Source organism: Streptomyces sp. NBC_00829, assembly GCF_045161795.1.
In the GTDB taxonomy this organism is placed as follows: domain Bacteria; phylum Actinomycetota; class Actinomycetes; order Streptomycetales; family Streptomycetaceae; genus Streptomyces.
The window spans coordinates 3,489,378-3,505,706 of record NZ_CP108867.1 but is presented as its reverse complement, the minus strand read 5'-3'; the positions used below and the strand labels follow the sequence as shown (position 1 = coordinate 3,505,706).

General features: G+C 71.4%; 13 protein-coding genes. 6 read left to right on the top strand and 7 right to left on the bottom strand.

Annotated features, from left to right (window positions below):
- Nucleotides 1-9: 9 nt before the first annotated feature.
- The 3 genes from OG293_RS15065 to OG293_RS15055 form a co-directional block, all read right to left on the bottom strand.
- On the bottom strand, nt 10-684 hold the full coding sequence (locus OG293_RS15065) for a hypothetical protein (RefSeq protein ID WP_405999301.1): 675 nt from the start codon (nt 682-684) through the stop codon (nt 10-12).
- A complete protein-coding gene (locus OG293_RS15060) occupies nt 672-1,244 on the bottom strand; it encodes a SigE family RNA polymerase sigma factor (protein ID WP_405999300.1) in 573 nt (190 codons plus the stop codon). Before OG293_RS15060 ends, OG293_RS15065 begins: the two co-directional genes overlap by 13 nt.
- Before the next feature lie 184 nt (nt 1,245-1,428).
- Entirely contained in the window at nt 1,429-2,337 is a 909-nt protein-coding gene (locus tag OG293_RS15055) for an A/G-specific adenine glycosylase (RefSeq protein WP_405999299.1), read from the bottom strand.
- Between the two features lie 519 nt (nt 2,338-2,856).
- Here OG293_RS15055 and OG293_RS15050 point away from each other — a divergent pair.
- Nucleotides 2,857-3,648 carry a hypothetical protein gene (locus tag OG293_RS15050; RefSeq protein WP_405999298.1) on the top strand — a complete coding sequence of 264 codons (792 nt, stop codon included), beginning with the start codon at nt 2,857-2,859 and terminating at the stop codon, nt 3,646-3,648.
- 57 nt (nt 3,649-3,705) lie between these two features.
- On the opposite strand, the gene disA is transcribed toward OG293_RS15050, so the two are convergent.
- Both disA and radA read right to left on the bottom strand, forming a co-directional pair.
- Complete coding sequence (gene disA, locus OG293_RS15045) at nt 3,706-4,827, bottom strand: DNA integrity scanning diadenylate cyclase DisA (protein ID WP_405999297.1); 1,122 nt, start codon at nt 4,825-4,827, stop codon at nt 3,706-3,708.
- A 74-nt stretch (nt 4,828-4,901) separates the two neighbouring features.
- Nucleotides 4,902-6,326, bottom strand: coding sequence for a DNA repair protein RadA (gene radA, locus OG293_RS15040; RefSeq protein WP_405999296.1), 1,425 nt, complete (start codon nt 6,324-6,326; stop codon nt 4,902-4,904).
- A gap of 504 nt (nt 6,327-6,830) precedes the next feature.
- On the opposite strand from radA, the gene OG293_RS15035 reads away from it, so the two are divergent.
- Nucleotides 6,831-8,561 (top strand): BACON domain-containing protein, encoded by a 1,731-nt coding sequence (locus OG293_RS15035; protein ID WP_405999295.1) that lies wholly within the window; start codon nt 6,831-6,833, stop codon nt 8,559-8,561.
- A gap of 142 nt (nt 8,562-8,703) precedes the next feature.
- Here the strand turns inward: OG293_RS15035 and OG293_RS15030 are convergent, their stop codons facing one another.
- Complete coding sequence (locus tag OG293_RS15030; RefSeq protein ID WP_405999294.1) at nt 8,704-9,552, bottom strand: hypothetical protein; 849 nt, start codon at nt 9,550-9,552, stop codon at nt 8,704-8,706.
- Nucleotides 9,553-9,591: 39 nt separating this feature from the next.
- Here OG293_RS15030 and OG293_RS15025 point away from each other — a divergent pair, with 39 nt between their 5' ends.
- From OG293_RS15025 to ilvD, 4 genes are all read left to right on the top strand, one after another.
- A complete protein-coding gene (locus OG293_RS15025; RefSeq protein ID WP_405999293.1) occupies nt 9,592-10,524 on the top strand; it encodes a Ppx/GppA family phosphatase in 933 nt (310 codons plus the stop codon).
- A 23-nt stretch (nt 10,525-10,547) separates the two neighbouring features.
- The gene (locus OG293_RS15020; RefSeq protein ID WP_405999292.1) at nt 10,548-11,378 is read left to right on the top strand and encodes a sugar phosphate isomerase/epimerase family protein; all 831 of its coding nucleotides are present in this window, start codon (nt 10,548-10,550) and stop codon (nt 11,376-11,378) included.
- Nucleotides 11,375-11,989: a TetR family transcriptional regulator gene (locus OG293_RS15015; protein WP_405999291.1), complete on the top strand. Its 615-nt coding sequence runs from the start codon at nt 11,375-11,377 to the stop codon at nt 11,987-11,989. The genes OG293_RS15020 and OG293_RS15015 overlap by 4 nt, the downstream gene beginning before the upstream one ends.
- A gap of 168 nt (nt 11,990-12,157) precedes the next feature.
- Nucleotides 12,158-14,008: a dihydroxy-acid dehydratase gene (gene ilvD, locus OG293_RS15010; RefSeq protein ID WP_405999290.1), complete on the top strand. Its 1,851-nt coding sequence runs from the start codon at nt 12,158-12,160 to the stop codon at nt 14,006-14,008.
- Nucleotides 14,009-14,180: 172 nt separating this feature from the next.
- Here ilvD and OG293_RS15005 read toward each other — a convergent pair whose 3' ends face one another.
- The gene (locus OG293_RS15005) at nt 14,181-16,301 is read right to left on the bottom strand and encodes a protein kinase domain-containing protein (RefSeq protein ID WP_405999289.1); all 2,121 of its coding nucleotides are present in this window, start codon (nt 16,299-16,301) and stop codon (nt 14,181-14,183) included.
- Nucleotides 16,302-16,329: the final 28 nt, after the last annotated feature.

The following is a 16,329-nucleotide window of genomic DNA, read 5'->3' as shown; positions in this document are numbered from 1 at the left end:
CCGATGCTCTCAGTTCTCGTTGGATGCGGGCGGTTCGGGGACGACTGCCTCGCCCTCACCGACCGTTCTGCTGAATTCGTTGCGTACCCAGTACTGCTGGACGAACTTCCCGCTCGACCAGTGATACGTCGTCACTTCCTCGCCCGAGGGCTCGGAGAAGACCGGATCGCCCTCGGAGTACACCTGCTTGGTCACCACCAGGTCCCCCCGGTCGATCGCGGAGTACACCGCCGGCTCCTCGGCCGCGAAGACGTTCTCGTACTTGTCGCCGTTCTCGCGGTACACATAGGTGCCCATGCCGACCGCGTCACCGCACGTCAGTACGTTGACGACCACATCGGGCGCGGTTCCGCCGGTGAGGTTCCCGAAGGCCGTGTCCACCGGGTAGGCGTCCTTGGAGCAGGGCTTGAGATCCGACTTGACCCGCGCGCTGACCTTTGGATCGTTCATGATCAGCTTCACCGCGCTGATCTTCTCGGTCATCTGAGATCCGGTGGTGGGGCTCGGGCCGGGGGAGGGGGTGGACTTGGCCACCTGGTCGGCGTGAGCCGCGCCCTCGTCCTGCAGCCCGCCGCCACCCGTGGAGCACGCCGCGGTGAACACGCCGAAGGCGGCGAGGCCGGCCATTGCCGCGCCGCTCGCCGCCAGGCTTTTGAAGCCGCCTCTGCCGTTCAGGCCGCGCACCGCTCCTGCCCCCATCCGTCGCGCTCACGGTCAGGCTGCGTCTCGCCGCGCTCCAGGGCGCGGGCGTCCAGGTCCCTGCTCTCCAGCTCCTGGCGGAGCCGGGCGAGCGCCCGGTGCAGCGTGCTCTTCACCGTACCCGCAGACATGCCCAGTGCGGCAGCCGTCTCTTCCGTGCTCATCTGCTCCCAGTGGCGCAGCACGACGACGCTGCGCTGCTTGGGTGCGAGCACCTTCAGCACATCCATCAGCAGGGCGCGGTCCGCGCGCTGGTCACTGCCGTCCTCGATGCGCGCGTCGGGCAACTGCTCGGTCGGGACCTCTTCGAGCTTGCGGGCACGCCACCACTCGGTACGCGTGTTTATCATCACGCGCCGGAGGTAGGCGTCGGCGAGCGACTTGTCGGCGATACCGTCCCAACGGCCGTACGTGCGGACCAGAGCGGTCTGCAGCAGGTCCTGGGCGTCGATCGGGTCGGGGACGAGACGCCGGGCGCTGCGGAGCAGAGCCTCCTGCCGGTTACGTACGTACTCTTCGAACTCGAGCACCTCGCCGTGCGCCATTTCAACCGCCTCCGTCCCCGTGACAAACACTGCCGTTCCCTTACGCCACATGAAGCTACGGAGGTGTTGTCACGGGCCTGTGCGGTCCAGCCGTCGGAGGGCGCACGGCCATCCATCGGTTGTGTAACAGGAGATGTTTCAGGCCCGGTTCGGGTGGGAAACGGCATCCCGGACCGGGCGGGGCTCAGCTCTGCGGAAGTCGGTAGAGGCCGTTCTCCACAGGCTCCACCAAGCCGTCGGCGACCAGTCCGTCCAGGGCACGCGCGCGTTGCACCGGGTCGTGCCAGACCGCGTCCAGCGCCGATTGCGGCACCGGTGTCATGGCCTCCCGCAGCACCGCGAGGAGCTTTCCGCGCACCTGACGGTCCGTCCCGGCGTATGTCTGGCCACGCCGGGCAGGGCCCTCGTGCGCCGGTTTCCCGGCCAGCCGCCAGGCGCAGTGCGCGGCGATGGGGCAGCGCGCGCAGTCCTCGTTCTTCGCGGTGCACACCAGCGCGCCCAGCTCCATGGAGGCGGCTGCCCAGCGCGCCGCGGTCGCCTCGTCGTCGGGCAGCAGCGTCCTGGCCAGCTTGCGCTCGGCCGCCGTCGTCGCGGTCGGCGGGTACTGGATGCCGGACGCGGCGCGCGCGAAGACACGACGCACATTGGTGTCGAGCACGGCGTGGCGCTGGCCGTACGCGAAGGAGGCCACCGCGGCGGCCGTGTACTCGCCGATCCCGGGCAGGGCGAGCAACTGCGCATGGTCGTTCGGCACATCCCCGCCGTGCCGCTCCGTTATCGCCTGGGCGGCTCCGTGCAGGCGCAGCGCACGGCGTGGATAGCCGAGCCGCCCCCAGGCGCGGACCGCCTCGCCGGGCGCGTCGGCCGCGAGATCCGCGGGACGCGGCCAGCGGGCCACCCATTGCTCGTATACGGGCAGCACCCGGCTGACCGGGGTCTGCTGCAACATGAACTCGCTGACCATCACACCCCAGGCCCCCGCATCGGGGCGGCGCCAGGGCAGATCGCGGGCGTGCTCGTCGAACCAGGCGATGACGGGGGTGTGGAAGGACGCCGCGTCAGCCGATGCAAGGTCTGTGGTGGTGTCAGTCATGGCACTCCGATCCTGACACGTCCTGGCGTGCGCACGCTGTATACGCTCCGTGACGGCGAGGCCTTCTCCCAGTCGGTGCCCGGTTCGGCGAAGCCGAGCACGACGCCCCCCACGGCACCGGAGCTGCTCGTCGTCCGCCGAATCCGCTCGGTGACATCAGCCGGGTGGGGTGGGGAACCGCCGGTGACGTCACGGTGGAGTGCTCCAGGGGGTGACCTCAAGGGTGGGGACCGCGTCGCCTGAAAACGCGTCGCCGGAATATGCGTCGCCAGGAAACGCGTCGCCAGGAAACGCGTCGTTGCAGAGCGCATCGCCGGAGACGACAGGTGAGGCTGCCGCTCGTGATCACGGACGGTGCCCAGAACGGGACGACGGTCACCCGTAGCGACCGTCCGGGCCTGCCCCCGACGAAAGTTGAGCGTTCGCGACGGGCCGTCCGTGATGATGATCAGCAGAACGTGCAAAGTCGGGCGGCGGGTGGGAGGGGAGTTGGTCCCGATCTCTCGTAGAGTTTGGGCCGTGGGATCTCTGCGCAATCCGATCGGGCCGCTCCCCTCCTCCATCTACTGGCGACGGAGGGCAGTCGCGGCGTCTCTGGTCGCGCTGCTCGCGCTGCTGACCGTATGGGTCGTCAGTTCTGGTGACGGCAAGGGGGACAAGGACGACGGCAGCGCCAACGGTGCTACGCCCGCGCCCTCCATCACCCCCGGACCCTCGCAGTCCGGTCCGGTGATCAGTGAACAGCCGGGCGGACGTGACGAGTCGGGCGAGTCCGGAAGCGGAGACGGAACCGGCGACGGATCGGGCACGGGCGACTCCGGCGGTGACGGGGGCAAGAACGGCGACAACGGGGCGGGCGGCGCGTCGAGCGGCGGCGCGGGCGGCCAGCAGGTCCCGGCAGGGTCGAGCCTCCCCGACTGCGCGCCGGGCGCACTGAAGTTGACGCTGCGCAGCGTCGAAGTCGCCTACGGGCCCGCGCAGAAGCCGGCGTTCCAGCTGGTCGTGTCCAACTCGTCGGCAACGACGTGCAAGGCGGACTTCGGGCCCAAGGCGGCGGTGCTCACCGTCACCGACGACAAGGACGACGACGTGTGGTCCTCGAAGGACTGCCCGCGGCCGGCCGGAAGCCTGCTGCTGAGGGTGCCCGGGAGCGGGACCGTCACGCACACCGTGGAATGGAACCGCGAGCGCAGCGCACCGCAGTGCGCGACGCCGCCGGCGGGGGCGGTGGGTCCGGGGACGTATCTGGTGGAGGCGGAGTTCCGGGGGGCGGCGGTGCCGCCGGCCTCGTTCCGCCTGGAGAAGGACTAAGTCCTGATCTTGCGGATCAGGCCGCTCACTCATCCGGCCTGATCCAAACGGAAGACCCTAGACGTACCGCTCCAGGATCGAGGACTCCGCCAGCCTCGACAGACCCTCGCGCACACTCCGCGCCCGTGCCTCGCCCACACCGTCGACCGTCTGCAGATCGTCGACGCTCGCCGCGAGCAGCTTCTGCAGTCCGCCGAAGTGCTCGACCAGCCGCTCGATGATCGCGCCCGGCAGCCTGGGCACCTTCGCCAGCAGGCGGTAGCCCCGCGGCGAGACCGCGGAGTCAAGCGTCTCGGGAGAGCCGCTGTATCCCAACGCCCTTGCCACTATGGGCAGTTCGAGAAGCTCGGAGTGGGTGAGGTCGTTCAGCTCGGAGAGCGCCTCGTCCACCGTCCGGGACCGCTTGGGGGTCGGCTCCGGCACATAGTCCCGTACGACCAGCTCGCGCTCCGGCTCCACGCCCGCGATCAGCTCGTCGAGCTGGAGGGAGAGAAGGCGGCCGTCGGTGCCCAACTCCACGACGTACTCGGCGATCTCCGTGGCGATCCGGCGCACCATCTCCAGGCGCTGCGCCACGGCCGTGACGTCCCGGACCGTCACCAGGTCCTCGATCTCCAGCGCGGAGAGCGTGCCCGCGACCTCGTCGAGGCGGAGCTTGTACCGCTCAAGGGTCGCGAGCGCCTGGTTCGCGCGGGAGAGGATCGCGGCCGACTCCTCCAGGACCCGGCGCTCCCCGTTCACGTACAGCGCGATCAGCCGCATCGACTGGGACACGGAGACGACGGGGAAGCCGCACTGACGCGAGACCCGGTCCGCCGTGCGGTGGCGGGTACCGGTCTCCTCGGTCGGGATGGACGCGTCCGGGACCAGCTGCACACCGGCCCGGTGGATCTTGCCGATGTCCTTGTCGAGGATGAGCGCGCCGTCCAGCTTGCACAGCTCGCGGAGCCGGGTCGCGGCGAATTCCACGTCCAGGACGAAACCGCCCGTGCACATCGATTCGACCGTCTTGTCCAGGCCGAGGACGATGAGGCCGCCGGTGTTGCCGCGGAGAATGCGCTCCAGGCCGTCGCGCAGCGCGGTGCCGGGAGCGACCGCGCTCAGGGCGGCGCGGATCAGTGCTTCGTTGCCGGAGCCTCCGCCGGACTTTCCGGGTGCTGACCGGTCGTTGGCTGCCACTGCACTCCTCCGGCTCGTACGGATGGGCGAGACCAGGGCAAAGTCTACCGGCGCCTGTCCTCCGCCCGTGGGGCCTAGGTACGCTCTTTCGCCGCAGCCCCCTCCGAACCCCTGTCCGAGGCTCTCGAACGGCCGCGCGGAAGGACCCGGAGTGCGTCCCCCATGTCGGCCACTTCCGTGACCTTCATGCCCGCCGGAGTCTTGCCGGGATCGGAGGGGACGAGGGCGTGTGTGAAGCCGAGCCGGTGTGCCTCGGCGAGCCTGCGCTGGACACCCGTCACCCTTCTGACCTCGCCTGCGAGGCCCACTTCTCCGATCGCGACCAGATTCTTGGGCAGTGGGGTGTCGCTTGCGGCCGAGGCCAGGGCGAGCGCGATCGCGAGGTCCGCGGCGGGCTCGGAGAGCTTCACACCGCCGACCGTCGCGCTGTAGATGTCGCGTTTGCCCAGGGCGGTGATCCGGCCGCGCTGTTCCAGCACGGCGAGCATCATCGAGACCCTGGACGTCTCCAGGCCCGAGGTCGTGCGCCGTGGAGAGGGGATCTGCGAGTCGACGGTCAGCGCCTGCACTTCGGCGACGAGGGGGCGGCGGCCTTCGAGGGTGACCGTCAGGCAGGTGCCCGGGACGGCCTCGGCCCGCCGGGTGAGGAAGAGGCCCGAGGGGTCCGCCAGGCCGGTGATGCCCTCGTCGTGGAGCTCGAAGCAGCCGACCTCGTCCGTCGCGCCGTAGCGGTTCTTGACGCCGCGTACAAGCCGGAGGCGGGCATGCCGGTCGCCCTCGAAGGAGAGCACGACGTCCACCAGGTGCTCCAGCAGCCGCGGTCCGGCGATCGCGCCGTCCTTGGTGACATGGCCGACCAGGAGTGTGGACATGCCCCGCTCCTTGGAGGCGCGGATGAGCGCGCCTGCGACCTCGCGCACCTGCGCCATGCCGCCGGGAGCTCCGTCGATCTCCGGGGAGGCGACCGTCTGCACCGAGTCGAGGATCAGCAGGGACGGCTTGACCGCGTCCAAGTGGCCGAGGACCGCGGAGAGATCGGTCTCGGCGGCGAGATAGAGGTGGTCGTGCAGGGCATTGATCCGGTCGGCGCGCAGGCGGACCTGGCTCGCGGACTCCTCGCCCGTCACATAGAGCGTGCGGTGGTCGTCGCTCGCGGCCTTCGCGGCGACGTCCAGGAGCAGGGTGGACTTGCCTACGCCCGGCTCGCCCGCGAGCAGCACGACGGCGCCGGGCACGAGGCCGCCGCCGAGCACACGGTCGAGCTCCGCCACCCCGGTGGAGCGGGCGGTGGCCTGACGGCCGTCGACCTGGCCGATCGGCAGCGCCGCGGTGGAGACGCGGCCGGCGGCGGTGGTGCGGACCGCGGGCGCGCCGTACTCCTCGACCGTGCCCCAGGCCTGGCACTCCGGGCAGCGGCCGAGCCACTTGGCGGTCGTCCAGCCGCAGTCGGTGCAGCGGTAGGACGGCCGGTCCTTCGCGGATTTCGTACGGGCAGCCATGCGGAAACCGTAGCGGTGCCCACTGACAGTGCCGACCACCTCCTGTCCCGGCGGACCGTTCCGGGCCCGCCGCGAGAGTCCGTCAGGCCGCCGGCAGGGCGCATCAGGACCTCGAAGCGCAGGTGGATGGCGTCCGAGGACGTGAGGGACCACAGCCGTCCGGGCTCGACGGGCCGGCCGATGCCGTCGAACGGCCGCTTGCCCTTGGCGTCGGTCCCGCCGTTTCCCGGACCCAACGGCGCAGGCGTAGGCCGCCCACGCCCGCGGTCGGCGCGGGTGCCGTCCGGAGCGGTGACGAAGCCGTCCAGTGACATGGACATACCCGAGATCGCATTGCTCATGTCAGGTTGACCGCCCCGGCCCCGGGAACGCGTCGCCGTGAGGTGGACCGGTAGGGGCGGAATTAACGATTCCTGTCCCCCTTCGAGCGAACTGTTCACCCGTAGGGATTAAAAGTGTTCAAGAGGTACGAAGTGGATGTGTTTCTCCGCCTACGGTCGCCGCGTGACGAGCAGCAGGCTGGAGCCACCCACACACACAACCGGCGCACACCGGGCGCACCGGCGTGCGCCGCGCCCGTCCGCCGCGCAGCCGCCGGCGCGCTACGAGCCGTACCTCGACGGCCTGTTCACCTACTGCCTCTCCGTCCTGTGCGACCACGACGCCGCGACCGGACTGCTCGGCGATGTGCTCGCCATCGCCGAGCGGCAGCACGGGCGTTGCCCGTCCGGCGAGTCCGAGCGGAAGGCCTGGCTGTACGCGCTCGCACGGTGGGCCTGCCTGCGCCGGCTGGCCGAGCGGCGGCGCAGGCGGCAGGGGGCGCACAGCGGGCGTCCCGCCCCCGCGCCCGCCTCCGAGAACAGGCCGGGGGGCGCGGACCAGTCCGCCGAGAGCCGTCGCGCCGAACTCTCGCTGCTGGCCTGGCCCGAGGCGGCCGGCACCACGCCCGAACAGCGAGAAGCGCTCGAACTGGCGATCCGGCACGGGCTCGGGCCGCGTGAGGTCGCCTCCGTCCTCAGCCTGGACGTGGCCGCGGCGCGCGAACTGCTGGCCACCGCCGCGTGCGAGCTCGAGCGCACCCGGGCCGCGCTCGCGGTCGTCGAGACGGGCAACTGCCCGGCCGTCGCACGCCTGACCGGAGACCACCGGGTGCTGCTCTCCGCCGCCCTGCGACAGGAGCTCGTCCGTCACGTCGACGACTGCCCGCGCTGCCGCCGCGCCGCCGAGCGTGCCGGTGCGGGCGGGCCGTGGCCGGGGTCGTCCGTCACGCCGTCCGCGCTGCCGCTGGTCACCGCGCCGCGGGAGGCGGCGTACGTCGCGATGCTGCATGTTCCCCGCGTCCGGGCGGGCGCACCGCGCTTCGGCCGCGGCGGCTTTCCGCTGGACCCCAAGGACCACGCCGCCCGACGCGACCGGCTGCGGGCGCGCGCCGTGACGACGACGGTCGTGGCAACGGTGGTCGCCGCGCCCGCGCTCGCGCTGTGGGCGGCGTACCGCGGCGCGCCGGTGACGGGGGAGGGGCACGACGGCTCCGCGGTCACCGCGAGCGAGGCGGACGGGCCCGGCGGTATCGGCCGTGAGCCGTACGACCACTACGAGAACGCGGGCAACGCGCGCGCCGAAGCGGACCCCCGGTTCACGGCCGCCCCACGCTCCGGGGAGGTCTCGGTCGAGGTCATCGGCTCCGGCGCCCCCGCCCCGCCGACCCGCCCGGGCATGCCGGGCCCCGGCCGCATCACGGTCGAGGCGGAACCTTCCGGCGACACGACGCGCATCACCCTCCGCGCCTCGGGAGGCTCCCCGGTGACATGGTCGGCATGGACGGACGCGCCCTGGCTGTATGTGAGCCGGACGTCCGGGACACTGCGGCCGGGGGAATCGGTCACGCTCCACGTCACGGTGGATCACGGGCGGGAGCCGGTGGGGGCGTGGAGTGCGCGGGTGGGCGTGGATCCGTCGGGGATGGTGGTGGAGATCGACGGGTACGGGGCGGCTCCGACGCCCTCGGATCCGCCACAGGAATCGTCCACACCGGTGCCCTCGGACCCGCCGTCCACGCCTACGACTGCGCCGACGGATCCGTCGCCGACTCCGCCGCACGCTGATCCCTCGCCGGCGGACTCGCCCTCGACGGAGCCGGGGCCGGGGCCGGGGTCAGGGGCAGGGTCAAGGTCGGGGTCGGGGTCGGACTCTTCGGATCCGCCGTCGGCGGGTGAGCCGTCGCCGTCGGGCTGAGGAGTGTCCCCCCACCCCGCCCCTCCCCGGAACCGGGGCGGAGCACGGGAAGACCTGTGCGCGGGCTGCCGCAGATCAGCCCGTCGGGCGATTCAAGGCGCAGGGCCCGGAGCGGCGCCCGGGTAAGGGGCACGCGGCCCCCTTACCCCTTCGTCGCGTCCGTCGGGTCCGCCGGGTGCGGCGCCACCAGCGGAAGCTCGGACGCCAGGCGCGCCGCGCACAGCCCCACCAGCACGTCGTACGCCTCCTTGCCCATCAGCTCCGTCAGCTCCGGCCGGTACGTCACATACACCGGCTCCCCCGCCCCGTGCGCCGACGTCGCCGACGTGCACCACCAGTGGAGGTCGTGGCCGCCCGGGCCCCAGCCCCGGCGGTCGTACTCCCCGATCGAGACCTGAAGCACCTTCGTGTCGTCGGGCCGCTCGATCCAGTCGTACGTGCGCCGCACCGGCAGCTGCCAGCAGACGTCCGGCTTCGTCTCCAGCGGCTCCTTGCCCTCCCGCAGCGCCAGAATGTGCAGCGAGCAGCCCGCCCCGCCCTCGAAACCCGGACGGTTCTGGAAGATGCAGGAGCCTTCCCACCGCCGCGTCTGACGTTCGCCGTCGTCGTCGTGCTGGACCCAGCCCGTCTCCGTGCCGACGTCATGGAACTGCCACAGCTCGGGCGTGAGCCGCGCCACGTGCTCGGCGACGCGCTTCTCGTCGTCCTCGTCGGAGAAGTGCGCGCCCAGCGTGCAGCACCCGTCGTCCGCGCGGCCCGCCTGGATGCCCTGGCAGCCGCTGCCGAAGATGCACGTCCAGCGGGAGGTGAGCCAGGTCAGATCGCAGCGGAAGACCTGTTCGTCGTCGGCGGGGTCCGGGAACTCCACCCACGCCCGCGCGAAGTCCAGCCCCTTCTCGTCGCGCTTCAGCTCATCGCGCGTGAGCTCGTCGCGCTTGAGCTGCTTCGGGGGCTTGGCTTTGCCCGCTTTCGCCTTTTTCGTCTTTGGCACAGGACAAGCGTATGCCGCGATCGCAGTAGCGTTCGGTCCATGAGACTCGGAGTCCTCGACGTCGGTTCGAACACAGTGCACCTGCTGGCGGTGGATGCCCACCCCGGCGCGCGTCCGCTTCCCGCCCATTCGTACAAGGCGGAGCTTCGGCTCGCCGAACTTCTCGACGGCGAGGGAGCCATCGGCCTCGCGGGTATCGACCGTCTGATCGAGACGATTGGCGGAGCCGTCCAGGCGGCCGAGGACCAGGGCTGCGAGCAGGTGCTGCCGTTCGCGACCTCCGCCGTGCGGGAGGCGAGCAACGCCGACGAGGTGCTCGCCCGGGTCAAGCAGGAGACCGGCGTGGATCTGCAGGTGCTGACCGGCGAGGAGGAGGCCCGGCTCACCTTTCTGGCCGCGCGCCGCTGGTTCGGCTGGTCCGCGGGCAAACTGCTGGTCCTGGACATCGGCGGCGGCTCGCTGGAGATCGCGTACGGCATCGACGAGGAGCCGGACAAGGCCGTGTCGCTGCCGCTCGGCGCGGGCCGGCTGACGGCAGGACTGCTGCCCGGCGACCCGCCCGACCCCCACGACGTGAAGGCCCTGCGCCGCCGTGTGCGGGCCGAAATCGCCCGTACGGTGGGCGAGTTCAGCCGGTTCGGCAAGCCGGACCACATCGTGGCGACGTCCAAGACCTTCCGGCAGCTGGCCCGTATCGCGGGTGCCGCCCGCTCCGACGCCGGGCTGTACGTCCAGCGTGAACTGAGTCTCAAATCGCTCCACGAGTGGGTGCCCAAGCTCGCCGGGATGACCGTCGAGCAGCGCAGCACCCTTCCCGGCGTCTCGGAGGGCCGCGCCCGCCAACTGCTGGCAGGAGCGCTGGTCGCGGAGGCTTCGATGGATCTGTTCGGGGCGCAGGTTCTCGAAATTTGCCCCTGGGCCCTGCGCGAGGGGGTCATTCTGCGTCGCCTGGACCACCTCCCGGCCTCCTAGTGCGGGCCCGTACCCTGTCTCCCGTGGCAGAACCAGTGGTGCGTATCCCGGATGCGAAGGTTGTCCTGTCAACGGCTTCCGTCTATCCGGAGTCCACGGCGACGGCCTTCGAGATCGCCGCACGCCTGGGATACGACGGCGTCGAGGTCATGGTCTGGACCGATCCCGTCAGCCAGGACATCGAGGCCCTGCGCCGTCTCTCCGACTACCACCAGGTGCCGATCCACGCCGTCCACGCGCCCTGTCTGCTGATCACCCAGCGGGTTTGGTCCACCGACCCCTGGGCCAAGCTCCAGCGCGCGCAGGCCGCGGCCGAGAAGCTGGGCGCCTCGACCGTCGTCGTGCACCCGCCCTTCCGCTGGCAGCGGCAGTACGCCCGGGACTTCGTCAGCGGCATCTGGCGGATGGCCCACGAGACGGGCGTCCGCTTCGCGGTCGAGAACATGTACCCCTGGCGCTACCGGGACCGCGAGATGCTCGCGTACGCCCCCGACTGGGACGTCACCAAAGAGGACTACCGGCACTTCACGGTCGACCTCTCGCACACCGCGACCTCCCGTGTCGACACGATGGCGATGGTCGACCGTATGGGCGACCGGCTCGGCCATGTGCACCTCGCCGACGGCAAGGGGTCCGCGAAGGACGAGCATCTGGTCCCCGGGCGCGGCAACCAGCCCTGCGCCGAGCTGCTGGAGCGCCTCGCGCTCTCCGGCTTCGACGGCCATGTCGTGATCGAGGTCAATACCCGGCGGGCGATGTCCGCGGCAGAGCGCGAGGCCGACCTCGCCGAGGCGCTCGCCTTCACCCGGCTGCACCTCGCGTCGGCGACCTCGTCGCGGGTGCGCGGGTCATGACCGGCGCGGCGGCTCCGCGGCGGCGCGGACGCCCGGCCCGTACGGAGGCCGAGAGCGGTCCCGGTGCCCGCGAGCGGATCCTGGAGGCCGCCCGTACGGAGTTCGCCGAGCGCGGCTACGACAAGACGACCGTCCGAGGCATCGCCAAGGCGGCGGCCGTCGACCCGGCTCTGGTGCACCACTACTTCGGTACGAAGGAAGAGGTCTTCGCGGCCGCCATCGAGGTCTCCTTCGAGCCGGCCCTGGTCGTCCCGGCGATCCTGGGACAGGGCACGGACGGCATCGGCGAGCGGCTCGCCCGGTACTTCATCGGGGTGTGGGAGAACCCGGCGACCCGGGGGCCGCTGCTGGCCATCGTCCGGTCGGCGCTCACCCATGAGGCGGCGGCGAAGGTGCTGCGCGGCTTCGTGCTGCGGCGGCTGCTGGAGCGGATCTCGGGGGAGATCGACGTGCCGGATCCGAAGTTCCGCGCGGAGCTCGCCGCGTCGCACATGATCGGCATCGCGATCCTGCGATATGTGATCAAGGTGGAGCCGCTCGCCTCGGCGGACCCCGAGGAGATCGTGCGGATGGTGGCCCCGACGCTCCAGCGGTATCTGACCGAGGCGTGAGCTGGGCCGCCCCCGGTCCGGCCGCAGGCGTCAGCCGGTCCGCCCGCCGCGCCTCCGCCCTGACCGAAGCGTGGGCCCCGCGTCCCGCATAGCGGACGAAGCGTCCAGATCTTGGAGGCGCGGCGTACGCTCGATGGGAGTCCTACCCCAATCGAGGAGCGAGCGACGATGCCCGATCTGAGGTCCCGCACTGTCACCCACGGCCGGAACATGGCGGGCGCCCGCGCCCTTATGCGGGCCTCGGGCGTAGCGAGCTCGGACATCGGCAAGCCGATCATCGCCGTCGCCAACTCCTTCACGGAGTTCGTGCCCGGACACACGCACCTGGCCCCGGTCGGCCGGATCGTCTCCGAGGCGATCCTGGCGGCGGGCGCCGTGCCCCGTGAGTTCAACACGATCGCGGTCGACGACGGCATCGCCATGGGCCACGCCGGCATGCTCTACAGCCTGCCCTCCCGCGATCTGATCGCCGACTCGGTCGAGTACATGGTCGAGGCGCACTGCGCCGACGCGCTGATCTGCATCTCCAACTGCGACAAGATCACCCCGGGCATGCTGATGGCCGCCCTGCGCCTCAACATCCCGGTCGTCTTCGTCTCCGGCGGCCCGATGGAGGCCGGCCAGGCCACGCTCGTCGACGGAACGGTCCGCAAGCTCGACCTGATCAACGCCATCGTGGACGCGGTCAACGAGAACGTCTCGGACGAGGACGTCCTGCGGATCGAGGAGAACGCCTGCCCGACCTGCGGCTCCTGCTCGGGCATGTTCACCGCCAACTCCATGAACTGCCTGACCGAGGCCATCGGCCTCTCCCTGCCGGGCAACGGCTCCGTGCTCGCCACCCACACCGCCCGCAAGGCGCTGTACGAGAACGCCGCGCGCACGGTCGTCGACATCACCCGGCGCTACTACTACGAGGACGACGATTCCGTCCTGCCGCGCAACATCGCCACCCGCGCGGCCTTCGACAACGCCATGGCCCTCGACATCGCCATGGGCGGCTCGACCAACACGATCCTTCACCTGCTCGCCGCCGCCCAGGAGGCCGGGCTCGACTACGACCTGAAGGACATCGACGCCGTCTCGCGCCGGGTGCCCTGCCTGGCCAAGGTGGCGCCGAACGTCGCCCCCGGCGGCACGTACTACATGGAGGACGTGCACCGCGCCGGCGGCATCCCCGCCATCCTCGGTGAGCTCTACCGCGGCGGCATGCTCAACGAGGACGTCCACACCGTCCACTCGCGCAGCATCAAGGACTGGCTGGAGGCCTGGGACGTGCGCGGCGGTTCGCCGTCCGACGAGGCCGTCGAGCTGTGGCACGCGGCGCCCGGCTGCGTGCGGTCCGCGACCGCCTTCTCGCAGTCCGAGCGCTGGGAGTCGCTGGACGTGGACGCGGCCGGCGGCTGCATCCGCGATGTGGCGCACGCGTACTCCAAGGACGGCGGGCTCGCCGTCCTCAAGGGCAATCTCGCGGCCGACGGCTGTGTCGTGAAGACCGCGGGCGTCGACGAGTCGATCTGGACCTTCGAAGGCCCGGCCGTCGTCTGCGAGTCGCAGGACGAGGCCGTCGACAAGATCCTCCGCAAGGAGATCAAGGAGGGCGACGTCGTCGTCATCCGCTACGAGGGCCCCAAGGGCGGCCCCGGGATGCAGGAGATGCTCTACCCGACGTCGTTCCTGAAGGGCCGCGGTCTCGGCAAGGCCTGTGCGCTGGTCACGGACGGCCGCTTCTCCGGCGGTACCTCCGGCCTCTCCATCGGCCATGCCTCGCCGGAGGCGGCCTCGGGAGGGACCATCGCCCTCGTCGAGGACGGCGACCGCATCCATATCGACATCCCGAACCGTTCGATCGAGCTCCTCGTGTCCGAGGAGGACCTGGCCGCCCGCCGGAAGGCGCTGAACGGTCTCTACGCGCCGAAGAACCGCGACCGCAAGGTCTCGGCGGCGCTGCGGGCCTACGCGGCGATGGCGACGAGCGCGGACAAGGGCGCGGTCAGGGACGTCTCGCAGCTCGGCTGACCGACGCGACCACGACGGGGCTGAACGCGGCCACGACGGGGCTGAAGGGGCATGGCGCCTTCGGCCCCGTCGGCGTTCAAGGCGAGGGCAGCCCGCCTCGCGGCCCCGGCGGGCCGCGAGGCGCGGGAGCCCGGGGCGCGGCCGGGCTTGCGGAAGCCGGGCCGAGGAGCCCTCACCAGTTCCCCGGATCCTTCCCGTTCAGGGCGAAGACCGACCCGTCCGGCGCCGTCCCGTACACCTTCCCGCCCACCGCCAACGGCGCGGGCAGCAGGGACGCGTAGGTGTAACGCCCGTCGTCCATACGCGGCTTCGTCTGACCGGTGAGCACCCCGCGCACCGCGTCCACCGCCAGCAGCCGCCCGTCCCCGGCCGTCACGTACACCGCACGGGCATCCGCTGTCGGCCGCGAGAGATGGGTGACCGATGTTTCCAGCCGCCACAGTTGGGCGGCCTTCGCCCCGCTCGTGTCGAGCGCGAGGAGCGAGCCGCCCGAGCCGCTGAGATAGACCGTCTCGCCGGCCACCGTCGCCTGCGCCTGGTCCAGCGGCGCCGACAGCGGGATACGGCGCACGGTGCGCTTGCCGCCCGTGGTGTCGATCCGTACGACAGCGTCGGTGAAGCCGTCCCGGTCGGCGGAGAGCAGATACACCGATCCGCCCGCCAGCCGTACCGGACTCAGTGAGCCCTTGACGCGCTTCTCCCACAGCAGGTCGCCGTTGGCCGGATCGACCGCGGAGACCAGCGTCGACGTGCCGTCGGCGGAGGTCGTCGCGGCCACCGCGGGCCCACTGCCGCCCGGGGAGGTGAGCCACTGGGCGAGGCGTCCCCGCTGACGGGTCCAGCGCTCCTTGCCCGTCGCGGCGTCGACGGCCCGCACCCGGCCGTTGCCAGCGACCAGCAGCACCATGTCACCCGTTCGCCGGACCGAGGCGTACGCAGAGATGTCGAGGCCCCAGCGGACCGCCCCGGTCGCGGGGTCGAGCGCCTCCAGTCTGCTCCCGCCGGGCGCCACCACCTGAAGCAGCCCTCCGGCCACCACCGGCGCCAGGCCCTCGTCGGTCTGTGCCCCGCTGTCGCCTGACGTCTTCGACCAGAGGATCTTCCCGTCGGCGGGGTCGAGACGGGCCGCCTTGATCCCCGGCGCGGTGCAGTACAGCCCGGAGACCGCGTCCGCGCAGACCGGCGTCCTGTTCTCGGCGGTTCCGCCGCGCAGCCGCACGCTCCAGCCGTCGAATTCCTTCTGCGCGTGCGGTACGCCGGGCGACCTGCTTGCACGGTCGCCGTCCGTCGCCGTCACCGCGATCGTGATTCCGGCCGTGACCAGCAGCGCGAGCGCAGCGCCCGCCCATCGCGCCGTGCGGCTCAGCTTCGGCCGCGGTATGGTGCCGGGCGGTCGCGGCAGGTCCCCGCGCGGGTCCGGTGTCCGCTCCGCCGGTATGTAGGCCTGGGTGTCGTACGCGGACGACGGCGAGGACTCGCGCAGCGCCACCATCAGTTCGTACGGCGTGGGCCGCTCGTCCGGATCCTTGGCGAGGCAGCGCAGGAACAGCGGCACCAGATCCGTGGGCACGCCGGCCAAGTCCGGTTCGTTGTGGACCACTTGGTACGCCACGATGTACGGGCTGTCCGAGTCGAACGGTCCGCGCCCGGTCGCCGCGTGCACCAGCACCGAGCCCAGCGCGAACACATCCGCCGCAGGCCCGACTTCGCGCGGGCGCTGGAACTGCTCGGGCGCCATGAACGGCGGAGTACCGATCAGCTTGCCCGTCTCCGTACGCAGATCGCTGTCCGAGGGACGGGAGATGCCGAAGTCGATGACTTTGGGCCCGTCGGGCGCGAGAAGGACATTGCTCGGCTTGAGATCGCGGTGCACCACGCCGGCGCGATGGATGTCACGCAGCGCCTCCGCCAGTCCCGCGCCCGCCTTGCGCAACTCCTGCGAGCCGAGCGGTCCGTTCCGCTTCACCCGCTCGGCAAGGGTCGGACCCTCGATGAAGAGGGTGGCCATCCATGGCCGTTCGGCGTCCGGGTCGGCGTCCACGACTGGCGCGGTGAACGCGCCGCTCACCCTGCGGGCAGCCGCGACCTCCTGCCGGAACCGGGCTCTGAACTCGGGGTCCGAGGCGTGGGCGGCATGGATGACCTTGACGGCGAGACGTAGCCCCGAGGCAGAGGCGGCCAGATGGACAACGCCCATGCCGCCGGTGCCGAGGCATGCCTCTAGCCGGTACTGCCCGGCATATTCCGGCTGTTCCGCTTCCGGGAACTGACCGGTGCTGCGCAGCGGTGGCATCTCCCCACCCCCGTGTTGTTCGTGCACA